Origin of the sequence: Teredinibacter waterburyi, from assembly GCF_001922985.1 — a bacterium.
GTDB classification, from domain to species: domain Bacteria; phylum Pseudomonadota; class Gammaproteobacteria; order Pseudomonadales; family Cellvibrionaceae; genus Teredinibacter; species Teredinibacter waterburyi.
In genome coordinates this window covers 329,221-356,167 of sequence record NZ_MRUH01000022.1, presented here as the reverse complement: position 1 = coordinate 356,167, position 26,947 = coordinate 329,221, and the positions used below count along the sequence as shown (strand labels likewise).

The following is a 26,947-nucleotide window of genomic DNA, read 5'->3' as shown; positions in this document are numbered from 1 at the left end:
GGTACCGACAAAGTGACCGACACCCCTAACCATTCGCCTGCGCCACCAACTAAATCAAGCTCTAGCATTGACCCACGCTCAATTATTATTGGCGTAATCTATACGCTGATTATCTTTGGAAGCCTTTACAGAGCACTGTATCTCGTCGATCACAATCCAATGAGCCATATCTGGAGCGATCCACAGCGCCACTGGGAGCAGGGTATCGATGTGCTTCGCGACGACCCCATGTCGATGACGGACCCAGTGCTCTATCAGATTTACATTGGCGCTCTTGCTAAGCTCACTTTTGGCAACGGTCACCTAGCCGCTTTTTATACCTTTTTACTTTCCATCTCAATGCCTTGGTTGTGGTATCGCTTTTTTCGCGAACTGCAACCGTCCAAAGATATCGCACTGCTGGGCTGGGCTATTGTCAGCTGGGTACCCTCTTGGCTTGGGATATACGCTTACTTTATGCAAGAAACGCTGATGATGCCGCTGTTAGGCGCCGCCTTATGGGCCACTTGGCGCTGTCACCGCAAGCAATCGCTCAATGCATTTTTATTAATGGTCTTTATTTGGGTGCTAGCGGGTCTAACTCGCGGCGTCTGCATCCCGATGGCGGCCGTAGCGGCCACTTGGCTCTGGATAGCGCAACCCAACAAAATCAGTAAAGCGCTCTATTCCATTCTGATCCTAGGTATTGTACTCGGCCCCTTAACCTACCGCGCCTACGACAAAATGAACATTTTGGCCCCCCACGGAATAGGTCAAATGAATATGATCTATTCCAAGTCCGGCAAGAAAGAGCTGAAAATCAAATACGAGCGCCAAGGCGCCGTTTGGTATTACGGCTATGGATCGCCGGCAACCGGCAGCCGCCCCTTTGCCCCCTTTAGCGACTGGCACACCGCGCGAACAGGTAAAGTGATGGTTGATATTGACGTAGATAAAGGCGCCGAAGAATGGGAACGTAACTTCGAGAAGAACCAGCTATCGTTTCGCAACTACCTTTGGATTACCAGCGAAAACCTCATAATGCTGATGTTTGATCCCTCTTGGCCAGACTCGAATCCTGATTACGTAGTCGGGTACCTTAACTATCAAATGCGCTGGATCTGGCTACCACTGCTTCTGCTTGCGGTTGTTTGCACCAGCTTATTTGCGATTAAGGACAGACCCTTAGTACGCTCACATCACTGGCTGCTACCTGGGATATTTGCCGGATGGTTTATCATTCAAGGCTTTATGCCACTAGCGGTGAATGAAGGACGCTACAGAAAGCCACTTGAACTATTCGTGGTTGCTCAACTCCTATTCCTTGCTGGGACGTCGCGCCGCTTTAACCCAATCGCCAGAATTGCACAGACCAATGGAAGTATCAGACCACCAAACAACAGTAGCGAGCTTAACGGGGAGCCCGTAATGGCGACAAAGACACTGGTAAATGAAAAGGAAAAGGAAAAGGAAAACGTATAAGATTACCAACAAAAGACGAAGACTAGACGCCAATTTTTAGCGGCTAGATTCGGCCTGAGGGTGTAAAAATAGTAGGAAGTGATAAGTATCGATAAGGAGGTTGTAAACCACTTATCTTTATCACTCGCCTTTCAGTAGATAATGACTTGCGTAAGCCGCGCGAGCCGTTCATGTTTTGAGCAGAAAGCAGTCATCTAAATCAAACCAAATTCAGACCGATACAAAACCGTAGAAAGAGAGTGATGCTATGAGTCGTTTTTGGATCTTTTTAATCACGCTTGTCAGCACAATGTCGCTTACAGTGCCAGCCACTCAGGCGGACATGGTTAAGTGGATTGATGAAGACGGCAAAGTACATTTTAGTGACACACCGCCAACCAATACAAAAATTAAAAGCGAGTTAGTACCGCTTAAAGAGGCGCCTAAGCAAGGACTTACGGATGCGGAGTTAGCGGAGAAGAAAAAGAAAGTAGACGCGTATAAACAGAGCGTTTTCCGAAACGATAAAGCTGGTGAAGGTGTACCCGCCCAAATACGTCAGGCGCCAGATCTTAGCAATATAGCCCCACCAACACCGACAGCCAAGCCAGCAAAGGTAATGACACGCAGCGAATGTCGCGACACTTACCAGTCAAATACTGCCGCGCGAGTCAACTGCTTCAAATCTGCATCCCCATAGCCGACAAGCGCTACTAATACAAAAAGTAACTTGAAGGCGCCTAACTTAAGACTCTGAGGCAAAAAAATCCGAAATTAAAGAAATACAAGCCCGTCAAAAACGGGCCTGTATTACCGTGCCAAGCTTATATAGGTGTAACTTTATTAGCGCACGGGCCTTTTTGACCTTGGCCAACTTCAAACTCAACCGCTTGACCGTCATTTAGTGTCGCATATCCACCACCAGCCTGAATTTCAGAGTGATGAACAAACAAGTCTTTACTTCCGTCTTCTGGAGTAATAAAACCAAAACCTTTATCGGCGTTAAACCACTTAACTATACCTTTACTCATAATGCTTTCTTCTTTATGCGGTGAATTTTAGTTAACTTAACCCGCCATCACCATTACGGGTTAAGTTTTGGGAATTTTTACATAATTTCTATTTTATATCTCGAACCAAGCGCAAGGTTTTCGATACTATTCGCTCATCATAGGTCGCTGCACCGTTCGAAAAGTCAACATACCAAGAGTAGTGCGTATAAAAATGATAGGGCGACGACGCCCAAACATGGGTCGACGGCGCATTCTCAAATACAACAACATTCATCGCTGGGTTAGAACACTGCAATTCCACTAACGTACTTAGCTCGCGAATATTGGGCAAACGCCAATCACTATACCCTGCGAAGCCACCATTAGCATTTAATGTTGGCACATAAGTAAGCGCTCCGGCCCAAGTTAGTGCCACAGGCTCGCCTTCGTCGCAACTAGCCCCAGTTACACCCTCTAAACATTCCCGCCACATTAACCCAGTATCAGCGTCAACAACAGTACCATCTTCGCTTTGTTTGAAGCGTTCGAGCGGTGTACTCGCGGCAATAGTGTCAGTTTGGCAGTTTTGTTCGGCAAGCGCAAAGCCGGATAGCAAACTTAGCAGTAAAAGAACAAGACTATTTGATTTAGTAGACATCGTCACTATTCCTAAAAATATCTTAAATGATTATACAAATGCCGAGCTACTGGCTTACGTAGCTGCGTACTAGGCGCACATGGCGACTGTTATCCCGTGGTAATGGCGCCGAAAAACCAAATTGAAAGCTTACCGCCCAAGCCGAACCCTTAAAGCCGGCGACCGGTGTGTTGCTCCAATAGAATTCGTTTTTGGTGTCTCTGAAGTAAGCGTTTTCAATTGCAGGCATCGTCTGCCCAAAATTAACAAGGCTTTCCAGCTCAGGACGACTAGGGATTCGCCAATCGTTAGCACCACACAAACCCTGCTCATTTACGCGTGCAGCGAACTGCTCGATATTACAGTAGGTTGTAGGTTTACCGGCTTCATAGCCTGCGCATTGATCAAACTGGCTATTCCAGTTACCAATCGCGCCTCCATTATTATAAATATTCGAGTTGTACCACATGAACAGGTCGTCCGCGTCATTAAGTACGCCCTTTCCATACTCACCATCAGCATCTTGTTTTACTTCCCAAACCAAACCTGTAACTTCATCGAGAACACAAGACCATGAGCTGGCGTCATCCGCTAGCAGTTCACCTTTTGTACCTATTTTTTTGTACAAGTAAGCCGCTAAACCATTTTCACCAGCCGTTTTATCCCATCCGTTGGCGCAATCTTGTTGCGCGAGTATATCACCGGTGACCGTTTCCCCGTCCGGCAGCTGATCGACGTTAACTAGCGCAGTGCATTCATAGTTAATATCTTTGGGGTAGTTCCCCCCCCATGTGATACCTGTATCGTTTAATTTGCGACTGTGCTTAGTTCGCTCTACTTTAGTCAGAGGTACCATTGTACTAGTCGAATCGGTTTGTGGAGCTCCGTCTTCGCCGACCTCCGCCACTGTTGCCTCATGTTTAGAGCAACCGCTGAAAGCCAAACCGAGACAAGTAATAACCGACACTAACGCGACACGAATTTTCAGAGTTTTTATAACGCACATAACATTTACACTACATTTGACGGTTAATCTAAATACGATTTAAGAACAAAACAAAAAACCCGACAACGAGGTCGGGTTTTTTGTTAGACAGGTGTAACTCTAATTACGCAAGTACGTTAGGAATTACACTTGATGCATAGCCCTGATAGGACGGATGCTGATCTGCACCTAGCGCTACCGCAGCCGTGTGAAGCATATGCAATGGTGTGTAAGAAGAACCACCAGCATTTGAAACACCGCGACGAATTGCACCGCCACCACCAGACATAACCAAAGGTATGTCATTACTAGAGTGAGCATCACCATCGCCCATCTCTGTAACGTTCATAACAATAGTTGAATCCAATACACCTTCGGTTTTCAACTTCTGAATCAAGTAAACCGTCATTTCACTGATATGACGACGCGTCTCAGTGAAGTGCGGGTAACTTGAATCACCACCGTTACCACCGTGAATTGACTGGTGATAGATACCGGTGAAGTTCAGGTATGGGAAGCTGAACTCGCCCTGGTGATTACCAAGACCCAATGAGGCAGATGAGGTTAAGTTACACTTCAACGCTAACGCAATGATATCCGCCTGCAAGTTTGCGTGACGCTCAAAGTTAGCAAAATCTAACGCAAAACTACCTGGTGCGGCAGGAACGCTACAAGTGCTTGTACCAGAATCTGGATTACTATTCTGATCCGCTAACGCCTGTATGCGACGCTCAGTTTCTTCGATCGCACTCAAGTGAGAATCCAAGCGCTGTCGCTCGTGATTGCCCAACTTATTAGTCAAAGCATTGATGGCATCTTTGTGCGCATCGATAACACTTCCAGTGTTATCGGTTGGCGTAGTGCCGCCACCGCCGCCACCCGTTCCGCCGTTACCAAACAAACGGTTAAAGGCGTTGAAGGGGTTGTCTTCAAATGGAACTTCAGTGTTGTTATCGCGCGTGATATAACCGTGCCCGTTTGAATGTACACCCAAATTAAGGTACATAAATGGACGGTTTTCACCAATAGTACGTCCCATGTTTACGTCGAAGCTATCGCCAGTCCACTGATTGTTTAGCAGAGTTGGCATTACGCCGTGACCACCACGGTGATGGCCCATGTTCCGTAAAAAGTTACATTCGTTAGCAACGGCAGAATATGGCTCTGACATTGGTGGGAATGAAGTTAGGTTACTGTTCGGAAACCACTGCGAAGGAATACAACCGTCTGGGGTATATACCACTACAGATTTGTTTGGTCCGGTCTGCTGTGCATCGGCAAGACGCGAAATCATCATGCCTGAGACCAGCGGAGAAGCGCGAAGCAGGCCTTTCGAGATTCCTGCAGCACTAAAGATTTTCAATAAATCCCGGCGCTCTTTATCAAATATATTTTTGAATCGCTTTTTCATGATCTAAACCTTTAATTTTTGTCACTCATTTCTGAATCTGTTCGTAGAACGAGTGCGTGATTACCTCGCGGTAATCACGCGTTTCGCTTAGCGAGACCAGGCCTTACGGAAACGAATTGCATCCATAGCGCCCATGCCTTCAAGCATCGCTCGTGGAGATTGATCCATCATGGTGTTTGTTAGGTTTTGAACTTCACAGGCATAACCATTCTGTTCGGTTGCGTCGAGTTGAGGACCTTCTGGGTTCTTAACGTCGATACCATCTACACCAATACCGTAAACATAGCGGAACATGTTCTGAGACACACAAGCCTGAGCACTTGGCAATGTAGCCAATACGCTGCCTAGACCGCGAGTACCACTGAAGTCGATACCGATTGCTTTATCGTTCAGGTTTTCTGGAGCGTAAAGAATACCGCTAGCGTCGATAGCATTACCACGTAAGTCTTGTGAACGTGGGTTACCAACGGCGTTGAAGTCTTCCATACCGAAACCTAATGGGTTGATCCACTCTTTGTGACAAGCAGAACAATCATCAGAACCGGTAATCAAGGCATACTTCATACGGTTAGTCGTTGCAGGATCATTAAGAATCGCAGCGTTTTCCTCTAGCGCCGCTTCACGGCCTAAAGCAATATTCGCTGGTGGTTCTGGCTGATCTTGACACAACATACGACGACGTACACGCACCGAACGACGGATTGGCGAAGACTCAACATCCTCAGCCCAACGAGCCATGAAAGCGCCGTTTGCCAAGATACCACCACGATCGCTAGTGCTTACGCGCTGGAAGTTGCTGCCATTAACACCGTTGATACCGTAGTGCTGAGCTAGCGTGCCATCTACGTAGGTGTAATCACCAGCGTAAAGAGAGGCAAAACTCTCACCAGAATCCAACATTACGTTAGCAAATACCTGGCGAATCTCTTCTTTCATCGATGGAATGACGTTATCGAAGTTAGCCCAAGTGTTGCCATCTTTAGGTGCATTTTCAAGATCGTCAGTCGCTAACCAGCTACCTACGAAGTCACCCATCTTGCGCTGTGCGCCAGCACTATCAAGTAAACGCTGAGCTTCCTGACGGATCTGAGCTTCAGTGTTCAACTGATTATTCGACGCTTTTTGCAGAGCTGTGCTATCTGGAGTAGAACCGGTAAAGGTATACGCCAAGAAGGTCGCCATTTCGTAATCAGTTAACTGATAAGCATCGCTGTCTATGCCAGCATTGTTATTAGTTTCACCAATTTCGTGACGGTACAAGAACTGCGGAGAAGACAACAACGCTTCCATAGCCAACTGAATACCGGCTTTAACGTCACCACTGGTGAGGTTACCGTTAGCCATGTTGGAGTATGTAGAACGCTCAGTTGTATCCAATGCGCGACGGAATACCTTAGGTGCAAAGGTGTCAACGAATTGAGTAGCACACGACTGGTTGAAGTTACCACCACAACTTAGTGCGTCCTGGAAGTTACGGTCTGCAGACCACTGCGCCACATCTTTAGCAACAGTCAAATAGCGATCGTAAATACTTGATACAACAGCCTTTTGAGCGTTGTTGACGAAGTATCCTACTACCGTATCAGCAGCCAAACCATCAGCAGCACTGTAGTTCAAGCCAACCAAGTCTTCTAGAGAGTACTGGTACTCTGCTGTAGTCAACAACTTCAACTGGCGTACACCATAGTTAGTTGTTTCACAAACAAGAGGAGGCTCTTCAGTCGACCAGAAAGTTGCTTCGATAAAGGCACCAATATTGGCAGCACAGGTCGCATCACAACTAGATGAGTCGCCAGCTGGCATATTAGTTTCGATGTAGCTGATCATGCTATTTAAGTCAGTAGCACTATCTAGAGGTACACCAATCGGGAAGCCATCACCAGTTTCTCCGTGACAACTAGAACACTGATCCATATAGAGATCGTGGCCAGCTTGTACCGGATCAGTTTCGTCTGGTGTTGGAGTTGGTTCACCGGTAAAGGTCACATTTACAGTTAAAGCGTCTGTAGCAGTAGATGGAACACTACCGTTGTAAGCCAATACTTTATAGGTGTAATCGCCTTCGTTTAACGCAACGTCACTAAAGTTACGTGCATTGGAAGTCAAATCAGCTGCGGTTACCCAGTAGCCATTTTCATCCAAGTTACGAACCAAGTAGCCAGTTTCGTTATTAGCGTTGTCGTTCCAAGTGAGGTCAATTTCTTCGTTAGTTGAATCGTACTGACCACCCAAGTTAGACGGAGCAGCTGGAGCAGCTGACACGGCCAAGGCTGCGGCATTAGGATCAGTGTTCTGATTCATTTCCATGTAGAAATAAACTGGAACAACCTGAGAAATACTGCTTAGGCTAGCAACCAAACGCAAAGCTTCTACACCACCAGCAAGATCGAAATCAGCAGCATTAACCAAAATGGGCTTAACGTTGCTAACACTGACTTTAGAGCTAGTAGACTTAGTTACCAGTACGTCGGTAGCAAGTGTTTTGCTCACGCCGTGTAGTGTCAAAGTACCGTCTAGGCTCATCACCGTAGAAGTACCTGCAGACTGGTTACTAATTGCATTTAGGTCCAACTGTACCGCGTAGTACAAGTTCGGCAAGATACCTGTTTCAAACAGGATACTGCGCATACGTGGATCACGCGTAGTGTTGTTGGTGTTTACACTGTCTAGCGGCAATTCAAGTACAGCGTTACCACTGGTGTCGATTGTCGCAGAAACACTATCAAAGTTCTGAACTTCAAAGGTGTGTTCTTTCTTAACAGTAACAAACTTCATAGTGGAAGCATTTTCGTTCATTACCCACGCCAAGTTGCCGCCGCTTGAGCTGCTACTTGAGCTAGATGAACTACTAGAACTGCTAGAGCTAGAAGAACTAGAGCTAGAAGAACTGGAAGAGCTGCTAGAGCCACCGCTACATGATTCACCGTTTAAAGTGAATGATGTAGGGAAGTTGGTGCTGTAACCACTACTTAAAATAAAGCCGAATGAAAAGGTGCCGCCAGAGGCGACGCTGCCGTTGTACCCAGAGTCGGATACAACTACATCAGCGCCACTTTGGGTGTAACTACCATTCCAAAGGTTTTGGATTGTTTCGGAACCATTGTAGGTCCAACCCAGGTCCCAGCTACTAATCGCTGAGCCATTGTTGGTAACTTCAACGGCAATTTGTGCTCCGCTGCCCCAGCTATTGGCGGCCTCGTAGGAAACTGTACACAACTCGTCCTGCGCGAACGCAGTACCTGATGCTACGAACCCTAGCGAGAGCATTGCTTGTTTTATAAATTTATTCATGACTAATACTCTTTAGTTTTCGTTAGGTTCACTCAAAAAACAGAACAAAGTCGACAGGCACTACGGTGCTGATAACACTAAGACTTGCGAGGTTGCGCAATTCTTCGATACCAACATCGAGACCGTAGTCTGCTGCTGTTACTAAGATAGGTGAAACATTCTTCACCATCACGCGGTTCGCCGACAAACGCTGTACAAGAAGTTGGGTTTCAACAACACCGTTAACTCCGTGTAGAGATATGCTTGCAGTTACATCGCTTATTTGAGTGGCACCAACGTCAGAAGGGATCAAACTAGTCGCGTTATCAATAGTAATAACAGCTTCTGGATATGAATCCACTTCAAACAGAATATTACGCATGCGTGGATCACGCGTGGTGTTATTCGTGTTAACGCTCGACAAATCGATCACCAAAGTGGCATCGCCGGCGGTATCAATAGAACCCGATAACGCTTCAAAAATATGGCTCTCAACTTTGTGAGTATTTTTGATCGTTACAAAGTTCAAGTAAGACGCAGAGCTATCCAAAGAGGCTGCACTACCGCTACTTGAAGAAGAGCTAGAACTGCTGCTTGAAGAAGAACTAGAACTTGAAGAAGAGCTAGAGCTGCTGCTTGAAGAAGAGCTAGAACTTGAAGAAGAACTAGAGCTGCTGCTTGAAGAAGAGCTAGAACTTGAAGAAGAACTAGAGCTGCTGCTTGAAGAAGAACTAGAACTTGAAGAAGAGCTAGTCTGTGTATCACAGCTAATTGGCGCGTCGGAATAGACGATATCATCCATCCAAACATCAGCATCGTTCCCGCTAAAGGAATGCCAGCCAAATGCCGCATAGCTAAACTTGCCGTCTAACCAAGAATTAGTGCCAGGGCTACCATTATTCCAGTCATCTGCGGAATCAATAGTATGCACAAGTACGCCGTCAACATAGGCATTTAATTGGTGATAAGAACGATTACCACCCAGTGCTTCAACCACAACACAGTGCCATTCATTTGCGGTGATTTCTGGACCACTCTCCCACTGGTTTTGACGTGGAGAAATGTCATCACTAGGCACTTCGTTAGTTCCTAGGACACCCTTGATTTGGCCAAAACGAACTTCATTATTTGCGCTCGCATCGGCCTTAATCGCAAAAATATGCTCGTGGTTATCGCCAGCTTCATTACCCAACTTCTTGCTCATATAAACATGAGCCTTCATGTATAGGGTTTCAACACCAGCAGGTAACGCCTGGATGATCTGAGCTGGGCTAGCACCGCCTTTAAAGTGCACAGATCGAGAACCTGTATAGGCGCGAGTATCGTCAACTAGAGCGTAGTTAGCTTGGTTAACATTGTTATTGGTATTGTTATGTACCCAACCAACAAAGTTATCCCAGCCCGCAGGCTGCTGATCAACACTGTCATTCTCAAAGCTAGCCGATACGCTAAACGAGCCGCTTGACGTGCTTGAAGAGCTGCTTGAGCTAGACGAAGAACTGCTAGAACTTGAAGAGCTGCTTGAGCTAGACGAAGAGCTGCTAGAACTTGAAGAACTGCTTGAGCTAGACGAAGAGCTGCTAGAACTAGAAGAGCTACTAGAGGAGCTGCTGCTTGAAGAAGAGGTAGATGAACTACCACCGCTACAATCAGAGCCATTAAAATATACAGTCGGAAGAGTGCTAGTTGAACCGTTGATATTAAAACCAACTTCCAACTCCTGGCCAGAAGCCAAGTTACCATTCCAAGACATACTAGTTACGGTTACCGAACTACCGGTTTGCGTATAACTACCATTCCAAAGATTGCTGATCTGTTCGCTACCATTAAAATCCCAGGTAAGCTCCCAGCCGTTAATTGCGCTACCATTATTGGTAACAAACACTCGATGGCTACCGCCGCTGCCCCAATCGGACGCGACCACATAGTCAATCGAGCACGTACTTTGTGCAGACACTATACTGGATAGCCCCCCAAAACAGAGTGCTACGCTCAATAATAGCGCTGACTTTATCGCTGCATGCTTCACAACAGACTCTCCTCTCTATGTAAGGAAAATGAGACCGGGCAGAAGACCGCCTTAGAGACTCATGGTTTATAGTTATTGTTATTCATCGAAACCAAAGGTAGATCGAACACCATTTCGAAGAAATTTATGTTGTCGGTAGATTGGAAAAACCTACCAACAATGTCTGCTCGCCGACTACCTGCAAAAACCTCTTACAGCAACGAACAAATACGGTAAACCAGCAAGGCCGCCTTAGGTAGCCGCCTCACTGTGAAAATTTATTATTATTTAACTGGGTTGCGCCATGGAGTTCGCAAAACTTCTACCGCTAAAGCGCACCATCTCGTGACCGCCAACAAATGCAACCGCTAGTATTCCAGCGTAAAGCGTCATAATGCTCGCATAATCGAGAGTGTAGTTCCAAGGCCGCGCTATACCCAAATAGCAAGCAAACAACCAAGTGACTGCGGAAATGCAGCCCGTTAGTACCACACCAAAACGTTCGGTAGACTGCATTGAGATAAACACTTTGCCAGAACTGATCTTGGGGAAAGTGTAATAGTGAAGGAAAACCCCATTAAGGGTAAGAATCACAACAACGGTGAATTTGGCCCAAAGTTTCTCATTCAACAGATACTGCTCGGGATTCGCTAGGTAACCAAGCCCCACTAGCGCCAAGCCCGATATCCACAACAGCACTAAAGCCAAGGTGATAACTTGTGCGGTTTTAGTCAGCTCACCAATTTCATTTTCTGTTAACGATCGCGCACGAGTACGCCACAGGCCAAGATCTTGCAAAATCAGCGAGCCGACAGCTACACACGCTGACAACAAATGCATATATACAACTAAAGTTTTCATAATCCAGGTTCCCGACAAAATAAGTTATTGTTCTTAGTTATCGTTTTGCCAGATCTGTTAGCGCAAAGGCAGACAACTGCCCTAGCCGCTTAAATACCGAACATCCTGTAAGGAGATACAGCTCTGAAGTTTTACACTTGGACTAACATCCGCCAAATGTCTCTCATCGTACAAAAGTATTATTTTTAGACTTTCTCGTACGTGATTCAGGAATTCCCGTTCAAACAAACGCTCTTCCTACTTTTTTGCACTCTTTTTAATGTTTATTGTTATGGACTATCAGTGCGAGAGACTACCTCAATAAGAGATTGTCGGATAGCCTCAGTGCGAACAATATGTCTGTTTGCGGAATGAACAATAGCATCTTTTGTGACGTAGGTCACACTATTTGAAGCGTAGTTTAGACTGTTTACACGCCATTTTTTTGTTTAAATTTCAGCCAAAAAATAGCGGGTTACACCCCACCAAATAAAAAATAGTGCTTTAATTAATTCGGGACGATAAAAACCTACAACTTAGTATTAATTCCAGCAGCGAGTTTTAATACCAATTAACTATCACCCCTATTTGGGCCAGAACGAGCCCCAAAATGACTTTTCGCCTTCCCTCAAACTTAGCAAAAAAAACGGGCTAAAAAGCCCGTTTACGCATAATTAAAGTGGACGCCCAACCTTAAATAATTAACCGCCTTAAATCAGCAAGCACGGAGCCTAGGTAGGTAAAAAACTTACCTGCATCGGCGCCGTTAATTGCGCGGTGGTCATAGGACAACGATAAAGGCAGCATCTGACGCGGCTCAAACTCACTACCGTTCCATACAGGCTTAATCGATGCCTTAGAGACGCCCAAAATAGCAACCTCAGGGGCATTCACAATTGGTGTAAACCCAGTGCCACCGATAGGGCCCAAACTCGAGATTGTAAAACAACCGCCCTGCATATCTTTAGGCATAAGCTTGCCATCTCGTGCCTTACCGGCCAGCTCGATAGTTTCACGCGCGAGTTCATACAAACCTTTTTGATCCACGTTTCGAAGTACCGGCACCATCAAACCATTCGGCGTATCAACAGCGACACCAATATGCACATAGCTCTTTTGAACGATATGCTCACCGTCAGCATGCAAAGAAACATTAAACTTTGGATTCGCTCGTAAAGCTGCCGCGCAGGCTTTCAATAAAAATGGTAACGGCGTCAGTCTGGCTCCAGCCTTCTCGGCATCGGCTTTCATGCTATTACGGAAAGCTTCAAGCTCAGTAATATCGACATCATCAAACTGGGTAACATGGGGCACGTTAAGCCAGTTGCGGCTCATATTAGCCGCGGTCAGCTTGCCAATTTTAGTCATTTTCTTCAGTTCAATCTCACCGAACTGGGAAAAGTCTATTTCTGGGATTGCGGGAATGCCGCTACCACCAGAAACACCCTTCGGCGAATCTTTCTGCTGCTGCATAACGGATTTAACGTAAGCGTGTACATCATCCTTTAAGATCCGGCCCTTCGGTCCAGTTGACGGTACCAGCGTCAGATCCACGCCCAACTCACGCGCGAGTAAACGCACCGCAGGCCCGGCGTAGACCAAACCGCCACTAGCTGAAGCTGGCGCGGCTTTAGGCGGCGCAGCTTTTGCTGCTGGCGCAGGCGCTTTTACGGAAGCCTGCGCAGTAGCACTTGCGGCGACAGGAGCTGATGCAGCTGCAGTGGACTCGGTCTTCAAGGTCAAGACCGGTGTTCCTTTCGATGCTTTTTCTCCAGTCTTAATCTGAATTGCCACAACAGTGCCGGACGCAGGCGATGGGATTTCCATCGACGCCTTATCACTTTCAAGAACGACAATAGAGTCGCCCTCAGCTACCGAATCACCGACAGATACGCAAACATCAATCACCTCAACGTCTTCAGCCCCGCCAATATCTGGCACAGCCACATCAAGTTCCGATGAAACAGATACCGGTTCTGCAGCAGCTTTCGGCGCCTGAGCTTCAGGAGCAGCTGCCTTTGGTGAGTCTGAAGAGGCAACCAACAGAGTTGCAACCGCGTCCCCCATGGAAACCTTATCGCCCTCACTCATGCCCAGACTAACAACCTTGCCAGAGAAGGGAGAGGGAACCTCCATCGACGCCTTATCACTCTCAAGTACAACCAGTGAGTCGCCCTCGCTAACCTCGTCGCCGACAGCTACGCAGATTTCAATGACATCGACACCTTCAGATCCGCCGATATCGGGCACACGAACTAACTCTTCTGCAGATGAGCCTGTAGCCGCCTCAGGAGCTGCGGCGGCAGGAGTCGGCACTAGCTCAGGCGCGCTAGGTGAGGCTACCTCAGCAACCTCGTCCTCTGTTTCTATTTCAACAATCGGAGCTCCTTCAGCGACCGAATCACCGTCTTTGACAAGAACGCTAATGACGCGGCCAGCGACTGGGCTCGGAACTTCCATCGATGCTTTTTCTGACTCTAGAACAATAAGAGAGTCTTCCGCCGCCACCATATCGCCTGGGGCAACGCAAACTTCTATAACGTCCACATTCGCAGACCCGCCAATATCGGGTACCGGGATGATTTGTTTAGACACTCGGATACTCTCCTTTACTAACGCTTTAAACAGTCATTGGATCGGCTTTAGCGCCGTCAATGCCGTATTTAGTCATGGCTTCTGCTACGATTTTAACTTCAACTTTGCCTTCATCCGCTAAGGCCTTTAAAGCCGCGATGGTAACGAAGTGTCTGTCAACTTCGAAGAAGTGACGCAGCTTGGTACGTGTATCAGATCGGCCAAAACCGTCGGTTCCAAGTACGTGATAATTACCCGGTATATAGGCGCGCAACTGCTCAGAGTAGCTCTTCATATAATCCGTAGAAATGACGAAGGGGCCGTCCGCTTTTTCTAAGACGGCTGTAATGTACGCTTTCTTCGCCGTAGCCGTAGGATTCCAACGATTCCAACGCTCAGTGCGCTGACCATCTCGAGCAAGCTCATTCACGCTTGTCACGCTCCAGATATCGGATTCAACACCCCAGTCATCACGCAGCAACTCTGCGGCCGCTTCAACTTCACGCAGAATAGAACCGGCACCCATCAGCTGTACACGCTTCTTCTTAACGTTTTTCTTACCATCTTTGAGCTTGTAAATACCTTTAATAATGCCCGCTTCTGCTCCTTCCGGCATCTCCGGATGTGAGTAGTTTTCGTTCATTGTGGTCAGGTAATAGAATACGTTCTCTTTCTCGTGATACATACGTTTCAAACCATCTTGTATGATCACGGCAAGTTCATAGCTGTAAGTCGGGTCGTAGGTGCGACAGTTAGGGATAGTGTTCGCCATTAGATGGCTGTGGCCATCTTGGTGCTGCAGGCCTTCACCATTTAACGTCGTGCGACCAGAGGTTGCACCAATTAGGAAGCCGCGCGCCTGAATATCGCCCGCGAGCCACGCTAAGTCACCAATACGCTGGAAACCAAACATCGAGTAGTAGATATAGAACGGCACCATAGGTACACCATAGGTACTGTACGCCGTTGCCGCCGCAATCCAAGCCGACATAGCCCCAGCTTCGTTAATACCTTCTTCTAAAATCTGACCCTTCTTGTCTTCTTTGTAGTACATGATCTGATCGTGATCATGCGGCGTATAGTGCTGCCCCTCGGACGAATAAATACCAAGTTGGCGGAACATACCTTCCATACCAAAGGTACGCGCCTCGTCCGGCACAATCGGAACAACCTGCTTACCCATATTCTTGTCTTTCACCAACGTGGACAAGTAACGAACAAACGCCATAGTCGATGATATCTCTCGATCTCCAGTCGACTTCAGTAACGCCTTGAAAGTTTCCATTGGTGGAACAGTTAACGCCTCAAAGTCTGCCACTCGAGCGGGCAGATAACCATTCAGAGCAGTACGACGCTGCTGCATGTACACCATTTCAGGGGAGTCATCCGCTGGGCGGTAATAGGGGACGTTTTTAAGCTCTTCGTCAGGGATAGGGATGCCGAAGCGGTCGCGAAACTTCTTCAGGCTTTCTAAATCCAGCTTCTTCACTGAGTGAGTGATATTGGCAGACTCGCCGGCTTGACCCAGACCGTAACCTTTTACGGTTTGCGCCAAGATAACGGTAGGCTGTCTCTTCGTGGCAACAGCCTCGGAGTAGGCCGCGTAAACCTTCTGAGGATCGTGACCACCGCGATTAAGCTGGAAGATCTCCTCGTCTGTCATATCTGCAACTAACTCTAACAACTCCGGATACTTACCGAAGAAGTGCTCACGAGTGTAGGCGCCGCCGTTTGCTTTGTAGTTCTGCAACTCGCCATCAACCACTTCGTTCATACGCTTTACGAGCAAACCAGTGGTATCTTTTTCGAGCAGGCGATCCCAACCAGCCCCCCAAACAACCTTAATGACATTCCAGCCAGAGCCGCGGAACACGCCTTCAAGCTCTTGCATTACCTTACCGTTACCGCGAACAGGGCCATCAAGACGCTGCAGGTTACAGTTGATAACAAATATCAGGTTTTCAAGCTGTTCGCGCCCAGCAAGTGAAATCGCGCCTAGGGATTCCGGCTCATCACATTCGCCATCACCGAGGAAGGCCCAGACTTTTCTGTCGCCGCGAGGAGACAGGCCTCGTGCGGACATATAGCGCATAACATGCGCTTGATAAATTGCTTGTATCGGGCCCAAGCCCATAGAAACTGTTGGGAACTGCCAGTAGTCAGGCATTAGCCAAGGGTGAGGATAAGACGACAGGCCATTGCCATCGACTTCACGCCGGAAATTATTGAGCTGATCTTCAGTCAAGCGGCCTTCGAGGAAGGAGCGCGCATAGATGCCTGGGGAAATATGACCTTGAAAATAAATTAGGTCGCCAGACTGGTCGCCTTCATTACCTCTAAAAAAGTGGTTAAAACCTACTTCGTAGAGCGTTGCAGAAGATGAAAATGATGAAATGTGACCGCCTAAGCCGTCATTATTATCATTGGCACGCATTACCATAGCCATCGCATTCCAGCGAACCAATGAGCGAATTTTGCGCTCCATAAATTGGTCGCCAGGATAATGCTTTTCGTTTTTAACCGGAATGGTGTTGACGTAAGGCGTGTTGATCGCGGAGGGCAACTTCACCCCAGCTTGGGTCGCCGCGTTAGACAGCTGCGACAACAGGTAGGACGCGCGCTCTCCACCGTTTTGGCGAATCACTGATTCCAGTGCTTCCAACCACTCTTGGGTTTCGAGAGCATCAGTTTCCTCTAGCATTAAAGCCTCCTGACTAGGTGCGCACTCTGGCGCAATATTCATAATCAACACAATGGGACCACGGTCAAAGCCTATGCCCAAAGTGCGTTAAATTCTGCAGCGCAAAACGGCTTATTGCGCTTTGCACGTAATGTAAACGAGGAGTTTGAAGTGGTGCTGCTGGCGCAGCTCGACAGATTGCAATGCAATTACATCAAGCGAGCACAGGCCAGCGCGAGCTGTATTTATCAGCCGCTACCCACCCAAAAACCGAGAGTTGAAAATGCCAAAAAAAGCAAAAACCAACTCGGCTGCAGTCCTGTTGCACCAGTGTTGTGGCAAGCTCACCCTATAGCGGGCCTGAGCATTGTGATTAGGATCACAAGGAGAATTGGTAACAGAAGCGTGGATTCAGCCTCGGCCCAACCTTATTAGATTCCAGGGAATTTCAACCCTGTCGCTGCCCAACAAACTATATTCACAATCTAAATACCGCAAAATGGAGCCCATTTTGGGTGTCACGATTCTACACAGGTCCCCTAGATTTAGCTAGCAGCTGCAGTGAATTCAAGGACTTGCAGCCTGCTTTTTGCACAACCCTTTAAGCACTGAAAGACCACCAGAACCAAATTTAGGGGTATTTGTAGCTCGGCAACGCTTTTTTCAGCTGATCATCTGTACCTATAAGCTCAATCGCTGAACCAACTAGAGCATCGGCAGAAGGCGGCTCTGTAGCCACAATAACTCGTGCGCTTTGCGACGAAAGTAGCTTCCCGTAGTATTCAGTCAAATCAGCGCCGACAAGTCCCTCTACTGCCGAAATAAGTCGCTGCTTTCGAGTGAAGTCGGTGTCCCCCCTTAACAGCCCATCCCAAAACTCACCAGCACGTTCAGCTTGAGTCTTTGGTTTTTGCCGCAAACCTGCCAGTACAGAGAGCTTATCCCGCTCGAAGTTATTCAATACATCACTCTTGTAACCCAGCAAAAACGAATCAACTTCGGTATATATAGTGTTGGCGTCGACACTAGGAGACTGCACCACAAACATTAATCCCTGCACATCACGAATTGGGTAAAGTGCTGCAAACACAATGTAGCCCAACTGCTTTTCTGTTCTTAGTGATGTATAGGCCGGTGTTGCGAGCATCTGCTCTAGCAACATTAAACGCGCACTTTCAGCGACGCTTTCGCTCGCAGCTTGAATATAGTAAATCACCCCGCTATCGCTATGCTCCGAGGGTAATACCTTCCAAAATCGTTGGCCGCCTCGACTAAGGTCGACAACCCGATTCGCCACTAACGATGGCGCGTCACGCCCAGAGCTAAGCAGCTTTTTTGCCGGCTTGGCGAGGCGTTGCGCGTCTTTTTCTCGATAGTTACCAAACACAAACATCTCGGCACTCGCCCCGCTGAAAAAATCCCCAACTGTCGCTTCGTACTGCTTCAACCCCATCACCAGCGTAGCCGTTTCCTGAGCATCTGAACTCCAATAGGGGCTGTAAAGAAGGCTTGGCAATACGCGCAGCAAGCGGCGATACGGGGTGCTTAAGCGTTCGTTTTTATAGCCGCGCAAAAGGTCATCACGCAGGGTTTCAAATGATTGGGCGTGTACTTTTTTACGAATCCGCGCACTGCGGTTGTAGCTTTTGATTTCACTGAGAACTGTTTTCACTAAGGCTGGCAAGGAATCGCTATAACCCGAAAAGCTGAGATCAATTCCGCGTGAGTGAGGCGATACTGAAAAGTTCAATCCCGCCATAGCTGCGCTATAAGAAACTTCGTTAAGCATCTCGGTTATAAGCCCAGCGTACAAATTAGCTTGCACTGCACCATCGACTGAATCCGCAACGGCTGGTAAGTAGTAGCGGATTTTCACAAACCCCTTCGGCAGCTCAAATACATCATCATTTAGATACCAGAGTTTAAAACGCTCAGCACCCTCTATTAACACCGGTACCGCAGCCCAATCCGTGGGGATCTCAACGCCGTTAGGCTGAGATTTGGCTTCAGCATCGCCCACCTTTTCAGCAACGACTTTAGCGGGGTAAAGGGTAAAGTCCTCTGCAATAAATCGATTTCGTTTGGGAAGCTTTAGCTCTGCAACCAATCGTTTAGAGACCACAGTTTTTGCAGCTAATGACAAGGGGCGCACACTGTATTCGGTTTGATAGTAGCGCGATGTTTTATCAACAACGGCCGCTGGCGAAACCTGCACCCGCACCATGTTGCTCGGACTCAGTTTCGCCAAATAACGTTGGATAAGTTCCGCGTCGAAATTTTGGTAGAGATGGTCTACCTGTAAAATTTCTTGGACAGGTATCCGCTGTAGTTTATTTGCTAACTGCATCACCTCACTAATAGGTTGCTGGGCGTCGCTGTAGGCAAAAGATTGACGACCAAGCTTTGCAAGCTCTTCGTATCGCCAACGATCGACACCAGAAGATTTCAACAAGTCTATTGCTGCAAGCAGTAAACTTTGGATCTCATCTACATGAGACTCACCCTGCTCGGTAAGCGCAATCGAAACTCCAAACGTTGACCCACCACGCCACTCAAGATAGCGTCCGGCAGACAATCCAGTCGCCCAATCTTTTGACTTTAGCAATGACAACAAGCTGCCCTTACCTTCGTGACCTAGAAAAAAACCGATGTACGCGGTTGGCTTTTCTCGAAAGTAGAGCTTGGTATCAGGCACTTGAAAAATAAACGAAAGCTCACGTTTTTCTTTTCGCGGCCGCAACTGAACTTCCAGTGGCAACTGACTCTCGGGAATAAAATTGACTACAGCTACGGGCTCTTCGGTCGAGCGGCTAGCCACCGCAGAAAATACGCTGACTACTCGCTCCTGCAAATACTCAAGGCTCTGATGACTAAGCACCACTAGCGCCATGCGATTGGCGCTATAGTGACGGGTATAAAACGTATTTAAATCGTCCTGCAGCTTACGCGGCCCCTCCAACGCAAGCGTATCTAAATTACCCACCGAAAAATGACCCAGAGGGTGAGCTTCCGCCACCAACTCTCGATACACATCCCGTGCGCGCCGAAACTCGTCAGCATATTTCGCGGAATATTCCGAGTGCACCGCATTGCGCTCACGTTCGACATATTTTTCATCAAACAAAGGCGCAATAAAGAACTGGGCGAAGCGCTCTAGTGCCGAATCGAAATACGGGTTTTCGATATCAAAAAAGTAGTTGGTGTGATCGATACTGGTATAGGCATTGTGTGAGCCGCCGTGGCCGGAGATGAAATCCTGATACTCTCCCGCAACGGGATACTTTTCCGTCCCCAGAAACAACATATGCTCTAGAAAATGTGCAAGGCCATTGCGATCAACGGGGTCGTCACCACTTCCCACCGATACCGACAGTGAAGCGGCGGACTTTTCCGCCTTAGGATCTGAAATCAACAGCACCTTTAACCCATTTTTCAATTCCAGAGAACGGTAAAGACGAGTGTCGGTTTCAGGCTTAATAATATCTGACACGCGGCTAGCGATTTGTACTTGCGAGCCCGAAACATCATTTAAGCGTTCGCTCTCAGCCGAGGCCGACAGCTGCAACGAGACAACACCCAAGCCAACAATTAACAACCACGAATAGATAACCTTGTTGAGTAGCACGGTTTTTTTAGGCCGCTGGATCATGAATTCACTCCGTCGCCTTGGGCAGATTTTTTTTGTGTGCCTTGATTTGTCTCCTGGTCAACATCAGGGCTACTTAATGTATCGACATCTATATAAACTTTAGCCACCGTTGGCCAAGCATTTATTATTGCTTTACAGAGCGTAGCGAGAGGGATGGCAAAAAACACCCCCCAAAAACCCCACAAGCCACCGAACACTAAAACGGCCAAAACAATCACAACTGGGTGCATTTTTACCGCTTCAGAAAATAATAAAGGCACCAGAATATTGCCATCTAAGGCTTGGATCACTGCATAGACTAACATCACGTAAAAAAATTCGTTGGTCCAGCCCCACTGAAAAAACCCAATTAACGCAACCGGCAAAGTGACGGCCGCGGCACCAATATAAGGAATCAATACAGATAAGCCGACACAGATACCCAGTAACAACGCGTAACGTAAATCGAGCAGGCTAAACGCAACGCTGGAGATCACTGCGACGATCACAATTTCAATAACCTTACCGCGTACATAGTTGGCGATCTGCAGATTCATTTCCTGCCAGATTTGCTTCATAACCGGTCGCTCGCGCGGTAGTACACTCGATAGCCACGACAGCATCTGACCGCCATCTTTGAGAAAGAAGAATACGAGGATTGGCACCAACACTAGATAAATTAGCACGGCGAACAATATCGGCAACTGCGCCAAAGAGAAGGACACGATGGTCTGCCCAAACTGCGCCAACTCATTGCGTAGACTACTGGTCACCTCGGTGATCTGTGTTTCTGTCACCAGCGTTGGATACTGCTTTGGCAACAATAGGAGCAAATGCTGGCCCTGCTGCAGCATGCGCGGCATTTCGTTAAGTAGATTGATTAACTGACGCCAAAAAGCCGGAAGAATATAGACAAGGCCAACAATAAGGCTACCCGCGAGCACTAGAAATGTAATGCTTACCGCGACTAAATGCGGTACCCCCCAAGAGCGTAAGCGCAACACCATACCCTGCATTAAAAAAGCAATAATCACCGCAGAGATCATCGGCGCCAACACCACACCCATGGTTAACACAATTACAAGACTCGCCACTAGCAACACAGCAACGAGAACGGCTTCTTCATCGGCAAAGTAACGCTCTAGCCAACGCTGAAACACTCTAATCATAAATTATCCTTTCCTGATAAGGTAAATATAGGTTCCAGCGTCAATACTGAAACTCTCGAGGTGGTGTGCCGATAGTGACATATAGGCGTGAATATCTCGCTCTGAACCGGGATCCGTAGCCAAAAGTTGTAGACACTCGCCTACCGCTAACTGATTTAGCCCCTGTTTTGCCTTTAATAAGGGTAATGGGCACGCCAAACCCCGAGCATCTATAAGCAAGCTAGGCGAAATGACTTCAATCGTCTTATTACCGAGGTCCGACATTTAAACTCTTCGAATAGGTTTATAGTATTGTTTTGCTGTGTGAAACGCCGCCGCAGATGATATTTTTTACTGTATCGGTAAGCTCTACTCGCAAAAGGTTTGAAAAAATAACCTTGCGCAAATAGGATGGCCCGAGGAACTCACGCAGACTAGCCACGTCAAACAAGCAGGCATTATAAATGCAATGCGACTCGCCTGCCTGTCAATCTGCATCAGATCCATTGTTTATACGCTTTATACCCTGAGGTTGTTAACCCTTGCTTACATACTTTCGTCAATCTTTGAAAAAATCGCTGCTAACTCTATTTCTGGCGTTGCCGCTATCTCACTTCGTATTCGGCGGAGATTTACAGCTTCCAAATTTGGGGGGCGACAGCGGTGGGCTGATAACCCCATCGCAAGAGTATGATTTAGGCCAAAAGTGGCTGCGCATCTACCGCGCTCAGGTACCAACAACATCGGATCCGTTTATTCTAAGCTACAGCGAGCAGCTGGTAAGGCGCTTAGCGCGCTATAGCGACCTAAATGACCGCCGCCTCGACGTGCTCGTTATCGAGAACCCTACACTGAACGCGTTTGCCATTCCCGGCGGTGTTATAGGTATTCACACAGGGCTTTTCCGTTACGCCCAAACAGAAGAACAGTTCTCATCGGTGGTCGCTCACGAACTCGCCCACCTCAGCCAACGCCACTACGCACGCCAAGTCGAGCAGCAGAAGAACATGGCGATTCCCACGCTAGCAGGCATGCTCGCCGCGATCTTGATTGGCGTGACAGCTGGGGCAGATGCAGGAATTGCCGCCGTTGCCGCCACGAATGCGTCCGCGGCTGGCGCACAATTACGCTTTAGCCGCCAAATGGAGCAGGAAGCCGATCGTCGTGGTATGGAGACACTAGTACGCGCCGATATGAACCCCTATGCTATGTCGGAAATGTTTGAGCAAATGCTGCGCGCTACACGCTTTCAACGTCGCCCACCAGAGTTTCTAATGAGCCACCCGGTGACAGAGTCGCGAGTTGCCGACTCCCGCGCGCGCGCGCAGGAGTTTCCACGACGTTTAACGCCAAATGTGCTGGAATACGAACTGGTCCGCGCTCGCACTATCATCCGCCAAGAGCGCAATAATAAAACGGCAATTCAGCTGTTTGAAGATGAACTCAAGGGCACCGAATACTCAGATGCAGCCGCCCAATACGGCTTAGTGCTGGCACTTATACGTGACAATCAAACCGACAGAGCTAGGCAGCTAATCGACCAACTGCGGGCATCATCACCAGACAACCTCTACTTTGTTGTCGCAGAAGCCGATATTTTGACGGCAGAAAAAAAATACCCAGACGCAATTGCACTATTGCAGCGCTACCGCCAAAAATATCCGAATCATCACCCACTAAATACTCGCTTGGCCGAAATACTAATGCTATCGGGCGACTACAAGCTGTGTGAAGAGGTACTAAATGAGCACGTCTTACGTCGGCCTAAAGACGACTACGTATGGTATTTGCTGGCAGAGGCAGAAGGGTTGGCCGGGAATATATTTGCTGTGCATATGGCTCGTGCTGAATATTTCAAGCTTAACGCTCTGTTCGATAAAGCCGAAATACAGCTTTCAAATGCACTGAAGCTTGTCGCCAGTGATGACCAACACACGCGAGCAAAGATACAACAAGAACTTAAAGAGGTACGCCAGCTGCGCAAAGAAATCCAACTGTAACAAGCGCGGCGAATAATTCCGCCACCAGTGCACTATGGGCAACTGGTCCAGCGACTGTTTTTCAACCAAGACTCTAGTTCTAAATCGTTCATTGGTGGAGCGATGTGATAGCCCTGAGCGCAATCACAGTGATGATCGCTCAAGCGCTGATATACAGCTTCGCATTCCACTCCCTCTGCCACAACGCTTAACCCCAAGTTGTGAGCGAGGTTAATAGTAGAGTTGACGATAATTTCATCCTGCTCATCATCGAGCATATCCAACACAAATGACTTATCTATTTTCAGCGTTTGGACCGGCAAACGCTTTAGGTAAGCAAGCGAAGAATACCCAGTACCAAAATCATCTATCGCCAACTTCACACCAAGATCGCCAATACTTTTTAGTGCTGCGAAAGCGCGGTCAGGTTCCAACAAAATTAACGACTCAGTAATTTCCAACTCCAACAAATGACTGGGAAGCTGGTACCGTTTTAACAAGTTTGATAAATCTGTAAGCAAACGATCGTCGGTTACCGTACGCGGCGAAAGATTCACGGCGATAGTAAGGCGATAACCCTTAGCGTATAGCGCTGCATTCGTGCGAATTGCATTTTCCATAACCCAATAGGTCATGGGGTAAATCATATTCGACATCTCAGCAATAGGGATAAACTCCTCTGGCGGGACAAAACCGAGATGCGAATGATTCCAGCGAACCAACGCCTCCAACCCATATACATGGTGACGTTCCATGGAAACCTTCGGCTGATAATGCAGTAACAATTCGTTTTCTCTTACGGCTTTTCCCAATGCACCCATAAGCGCTAACCGAACTGGTGAGTGCGGATCAAAATTGGAATCGTAAAGCGCCACGCCCTTCATACTTTTCTTGGCATGATACATAGCCACATCGGCATAACGCATCAAAGTACTGACATCCTCGGCTTGATGCGGACAAGTAGAAATACCGATACTCGCAGAAATTTCGGTTTTACTGCCTTGTAATTCAAACACATCACAAAGGCAATCCAATAAACGATGGCCGGCAATCACGACCTGCTGGACACTTCTCACCGAGGGTAAAAAAACTGCAAATTCGTCACCACCCAAGCGCGCCACTAACGACTTAATTTCACTCAACTCAGATTTTAAGCGGGGCCCAATTTGCTTTAAAACCTCATCGCCAGCTACATGGCCTAGGGTATCGTTAATTTCCTTAAAGCGATCTAGGTCGATTAACATTAGCGCCATCACTCGACCATCTTTACGTCGCTCAAGAGCGCGTTCAATAGTTGAATACAGCAGCTCTCGGTTAGGTAGCTGCGTCAATGCATCGTGATTCGCAAGGTGCTCCATTTTATCAATATAGTTGCGGCGCTCGGTAATATCGCGGGTTATCCCCCACGCTCGCGTCAGAAAGCCATTTTCAACTACACCAATTGCTGAGCTTTGCATACACCCGCGTTTGCCGTCCGACGTTAACAATTGCAACTCGGTTTCTTCTAGTCGATAACCATTTTCGACAAACTTGGCAACATCTCTACGGGTAGAGACGGATCGCGAACGATGCAAACGCGCACCAACTACATGCTCAATTTTATTTGCACCAAACAATTTTGCTAACTGAACATTGCACTCGGCCAAAACCGCCGTGGACATTATTTTTTGGACTTGAACATCCGCTGGCTGACGGATATCGACAGGTGGGGAAATACTGTAGCACCAAATAGCATCTGAGCTATTGGCTATAAAAGCTTTGTAACGAGCCTCACTTTCTTGGAGGGCGTATTCAGTACGCACGCTTTCACTGATTTCATCAATAACAATCATGGCACCGGCGGCATCAGCATCGGTTCGTTTGGTTGGAATTAAATCAACTCTAAACCAATGCTCTACGCCATGAGTGCTCGCCAAAAACTCAAGCCCCCAAGACGCTGTACCCATTTCGCTAACAATAGCAATCTCAGCTAGCAAGCGATTCACATCGCGCCAATCGGGAATTAAGTCGACCAAAAAGCTACCAATAACAAAACGGCTCGGCGCCCATCTACGCGCCGTAATATTTCCATGTACAACAACCGCATCGCGATCGACATAGAATATTATTGAGCGCATCGCATCGAGAAGTGATAGCAGGTCTAAATTTTCAGCGACTTCGGCAACCTGAATTTTTGCAACGCTTGCCAGCTGTGTCTGCGATAATTCTTTCAAAGCTTGCGGCCTATTTATTTATATCGTTAGTTCGGGAAACCAAACTCAGCTAACGATGCTGGCACAAGTATAGCCTAAATATTGGCGCGCATATAATTAGTTAAATTTTTAGAAAATGAGCGAAGTTTATAATCCTTTGGCGGAAAAATGTCGGTGTTTCATACACTTGTTTTAATCTTTAGATTCGGGTGTCGACTTTTCTTCCATCCCTGCACCGCAAAAACGGCAGAATTTCGAATCGGCCTCATGACCAGAGCGGGAACAATTAATACAATTACGTATGCGCCGATCTCTTTGCATTTCCTGTGCAAGTTCTGCGGTGAAAATCCCGGTTGGCACCGCCAAAATTGAATAACCTGTGAGCATCGCCGTCGCCGCGATAATCTGTCCGAGTACCGTGTGCGGAGTAATATCCCCATATCCTACGGTAGTAATGGTAACGATAGTCCAGTAAATACTTTTCGGAATACTGCTAAAACCATTTTCGGGCCCCTCCACGATGTACATTAAAGAACCAAAAATCACACTTAACACTAGAACCGACATTGCAAAAATTGAAATTTTGCGGCGCGACATCATCACCGCTCGGATCAGCACATTCGCTTCACTTAAATATCGAACCAGTTTTAAAATTCGAAATATTCGAAGGACTCGCAACAATCGAATGGCTAACAAGAAGTTTGCGCCGGGAACAAACAGGCTTACATAGCTTGGCAAAATAGAGATTAAATCTACCAACCCATAAAAACTAAATACATAGGCCCAACGCTTTGGCGAACAATAGACTCGGACCAAATACTCAGCCGTAAATAGAATAGTGAATAACCATTCAAAAGCAAAAATATACGGGCCGTATAAATCCGATACCCAGCGAATTGAATCGAGCATCAGCGCTAACACACTAAATACGATTAGATAGATCAACACTAAATCAAAGCGCTTCCCCGCCGGGGTCGAGGTGCCAAATATAATGGTGTAAAGCTTAAATCGCAGGGTCGGAGCAAATTCATTCGATTCTGAACTTGGCTGAGGTTGTGGCTCAATACTCATAGGCTAATTAGCACCTTAAAATTCAAATCATAGAGATGGTGTTACATCTCCCACAGAAAAGGCCTTTCTGTGTAATATAGCCAGTATACCTA

Annotated in this window: 17 protein-coding genes; 3 read left to right on the top strand and 14 right to left on the bottom strand. The window is 47.4% G+C overall.

Features of this window, described 5'->3' with window-relative positions; genetic code table 11:
- Window positions 1-12: 12 nt before the first annotated feature.
- The gene (locus IDZ20_RS04490) at window positions 13-1,461 is read left to right on the top strand and encodes a glycosyltransferase family protein (RefSeq protein WP_245792102.1); all 1,449 of its coding nucleotides are present in this window, start codon (window positions 13-15) and stop codon (window positions 1,459-1,461) included.
- Between the two features lie 247 nt (window positions 1,462-1,708).
- Entirely contained in the window at window positions 1,709-2,140 is a 432-nt protein-coding gene (locus tag IDZ20_RS04485) for a DUF4124 domain-containing protein (RefSeq protein ID WP_188150214.1), read from the top strand.
- A gap of 124 nt (window positions 2,141-2,264) precedes the next feature.
- Here IDZ20_RS04485 and IDZ20_RS04480 read toward each other — a convergent pair whose 3' ends face one another.
- From IDZ20_RS04480 to IDZ20_RS04425, 12 genes are all read right to left on the bottom strand, one after another.
- Complete coding sequence (locus IDZ20_RS04480) at window positions 2,265-2,471, bottom strand: cold-shock protein (protein ID WP_188150213.1); 207 nt, start codon at window positions 2,469-2,471, stop codon at window positions 2,265-2,267.
- Between the two features lie 88 nt (window positions 2,472-2,559).
- A complete protein-coding gene (locus tag IDZ20_RS04475; RefSeq protein ID WP_188150212.1) occupies window positions 2,560-3,090 on the bottom strand; it encodes an Lcl C-terminal domain-containing protein in 531 nt (176 codons plus the stop codon).
- Window positions 3,091-3,136: 46 nt separating this feature from the next.
- Window positions 3,137-4,075 carry an Lcl C-terminal domain-containing protein gene (locus IDZ20_RS04470; protein WP_245792101.1) on the bottom strand — a complete coding sequence of 313 codons (939 nt, stop codon included), beginning with the start codon at window positions 4,073-4,075 and terminating at the stop codon, window positions 3,137-3,139.
- A 103-nt stretch (window positions 4,076-4,178) separates the two neighbouring features.
- Window positions 4,179-5,465 (bottom strand): DUF1552 domain-containing protein, encoded by a 1,287-nt coding sequence (locus IDZ20_RS04465; RefSeq protein WP_188150211.1) that lies wholly within the window; start codon window positions 5,463-5,465, stop codon window positions 4,179-4,181.
- Between the two features lie 87 nt (window positions 5,466-5,552).
- Window positions 5,553-8,756: a DUF1592 domain-containing protein gene (locus tag IDZ20_RS04460; RefSeq protein ID WP_188150210.1), complete on the bottom strand. Its 3,204-nt coding sequence runs from the start codon at window positions 8,754-8,756 to the stop codon at window positions 5,553-5,555.
- Between the two features lie 28 nt (window positions 8,757-8,784).
- On the bottom strand, window positions 8,785-10,764 hold the full coding sequence (locus IDZ20_RS04455; RefSeq protein WP_188150209.1) for a cellulose binding domain-containing protein: 1,980 nt from the start codon (window positions 10,762-10,764) through the stop codon (window positions 8,785-8,787).
- 267 nt (window positions 10,765-11,031) lie between these two features.
- Window positions 11,032-11,604 (bottom strand): DUF2214 domain-containing protein, encoded by a 573-nt coding sequence (locus IDZ20_RS04450; RefSeq protein WP_188150208.1) that lies wholly within the window; start codon window positions 11,602-11,604, stop codon window positions 11,032-11,034.
- Between the two features lie 672 nt (window positions 11,605-12,276).
- Window positions 12,277-14,178, bottom strand: a complete 1,902-nt coding sequence (gene aceF / locus IDZ20_RS04445; protein WP_188150207.1) for a pyruvate dehydrogenase complex dihydrolipoyllysine-residue acetyltransferase — start codon at window positions 14,176-14,178, stop codon at window positions 12,277-12,279.
- A 25-nt stretch (window positions 14,179-14,203) separates the two neighbouring features.
- Window positions 14,204-16,858: a pyruvate dehydrogenase (acetyl-transferring), homodimeric type gene (aceE, locus tag IDZ20_RS04440; RefSeq protein ID WP_188150206.1), complete on the bottom strand. Its 2,655-nt coding sequence runs from the start codon at window positions 16,856-16,858 to the stop codon at window positions 14,204-14,206.
- A 610-nt stretch (window positions 16,859-17,468) separates the two neighbouring features.
- On the bottom strand, window positions 17,469-20,486 hold the full coding sequence (locus IDZ20_RS04435) for an insulinase family protein (protein WP_188150205.1): 3,018 nt from the start codon (window positions 20,484-20,486) through the stop codon (window positions 17,469-17,471).
- Window positions 20,483-21,634, bottom strand: a complete 1,152-nt coding sequence (locus tag IDZ20_RS04430; RefSeq protein WP_188150204.1) for an AI-2E family transporter — start codon at window positions 21,632-21,634, stop codon at window positions 20,483-20,485. Before IDZ20_RS04430 ends, IDZ20_RS04435 begins: the two co-directional genes overlap by 4 nt.
- 3 nt (window positions 21,635-21,637) lie before the next feature.
- Window positions 21,638-21,898, bottom strand: coding sequence for a sulfurtransferase TusA family protein (locus IDZ20_RS04425; RefSeq protein ID WP_188150203.1), 261 nt, complete (start codon window positions 21,896-21,898; stop codon window positions 21,638-21,640).
- A gap of 257 nt (window positions 21,899-22,155) precedes the next feature.
- Here IDZ20_RS04425 and IDZ20_RS04420 point away from each other — a divergent pair, with 257 nt between their 5' ends.
- Window positions 22,156-23,613, top strand: a complete 1,458-nt coding sequence (locus IDZ20_RS04420) for a M48 family metalloprotease (RefSeq protein ID WP_188150202.1) — start codon at window positions 22,156-22,158, stop codon at window positions 23,611-23,613.
- A 32-nt stretch (window positions 23,614-23,645) separates the two neighbouring features.
- Here the strand turns inward: IDZ20_RS04420 and IDZ20_RS04415 are convergent, their stop codons facing one another.
- Window positions 23,646-25,805, bottom strand: a complete 2,160-nt coding sequence (locus IDZ20_RS04415; protein ID WP_245792099.1) for a putative bifunctional diguanylate cyclase/phosphodiesterase — start codon at window positions 25,803-25,805, stop codon at window positions 23,646-23,648.
- A gap of 171 nt (window positions 25,806-25,976) precedes the next feature.
- Window positions 25,977-26,855 carry an ion transporter gene (locus IDZ20_RS04410; protein ID WP_188150201.1) on the bottom strand — a complete coding sequence of 293 codons (879 nt, stop codon included), beginning with the start codon at window positions 26,853-26,855 and terminating at the stop codon, window positions 25,977-25,979.
- Window positions 26,856-26,947: the final 92 nt, after the last annotated feature.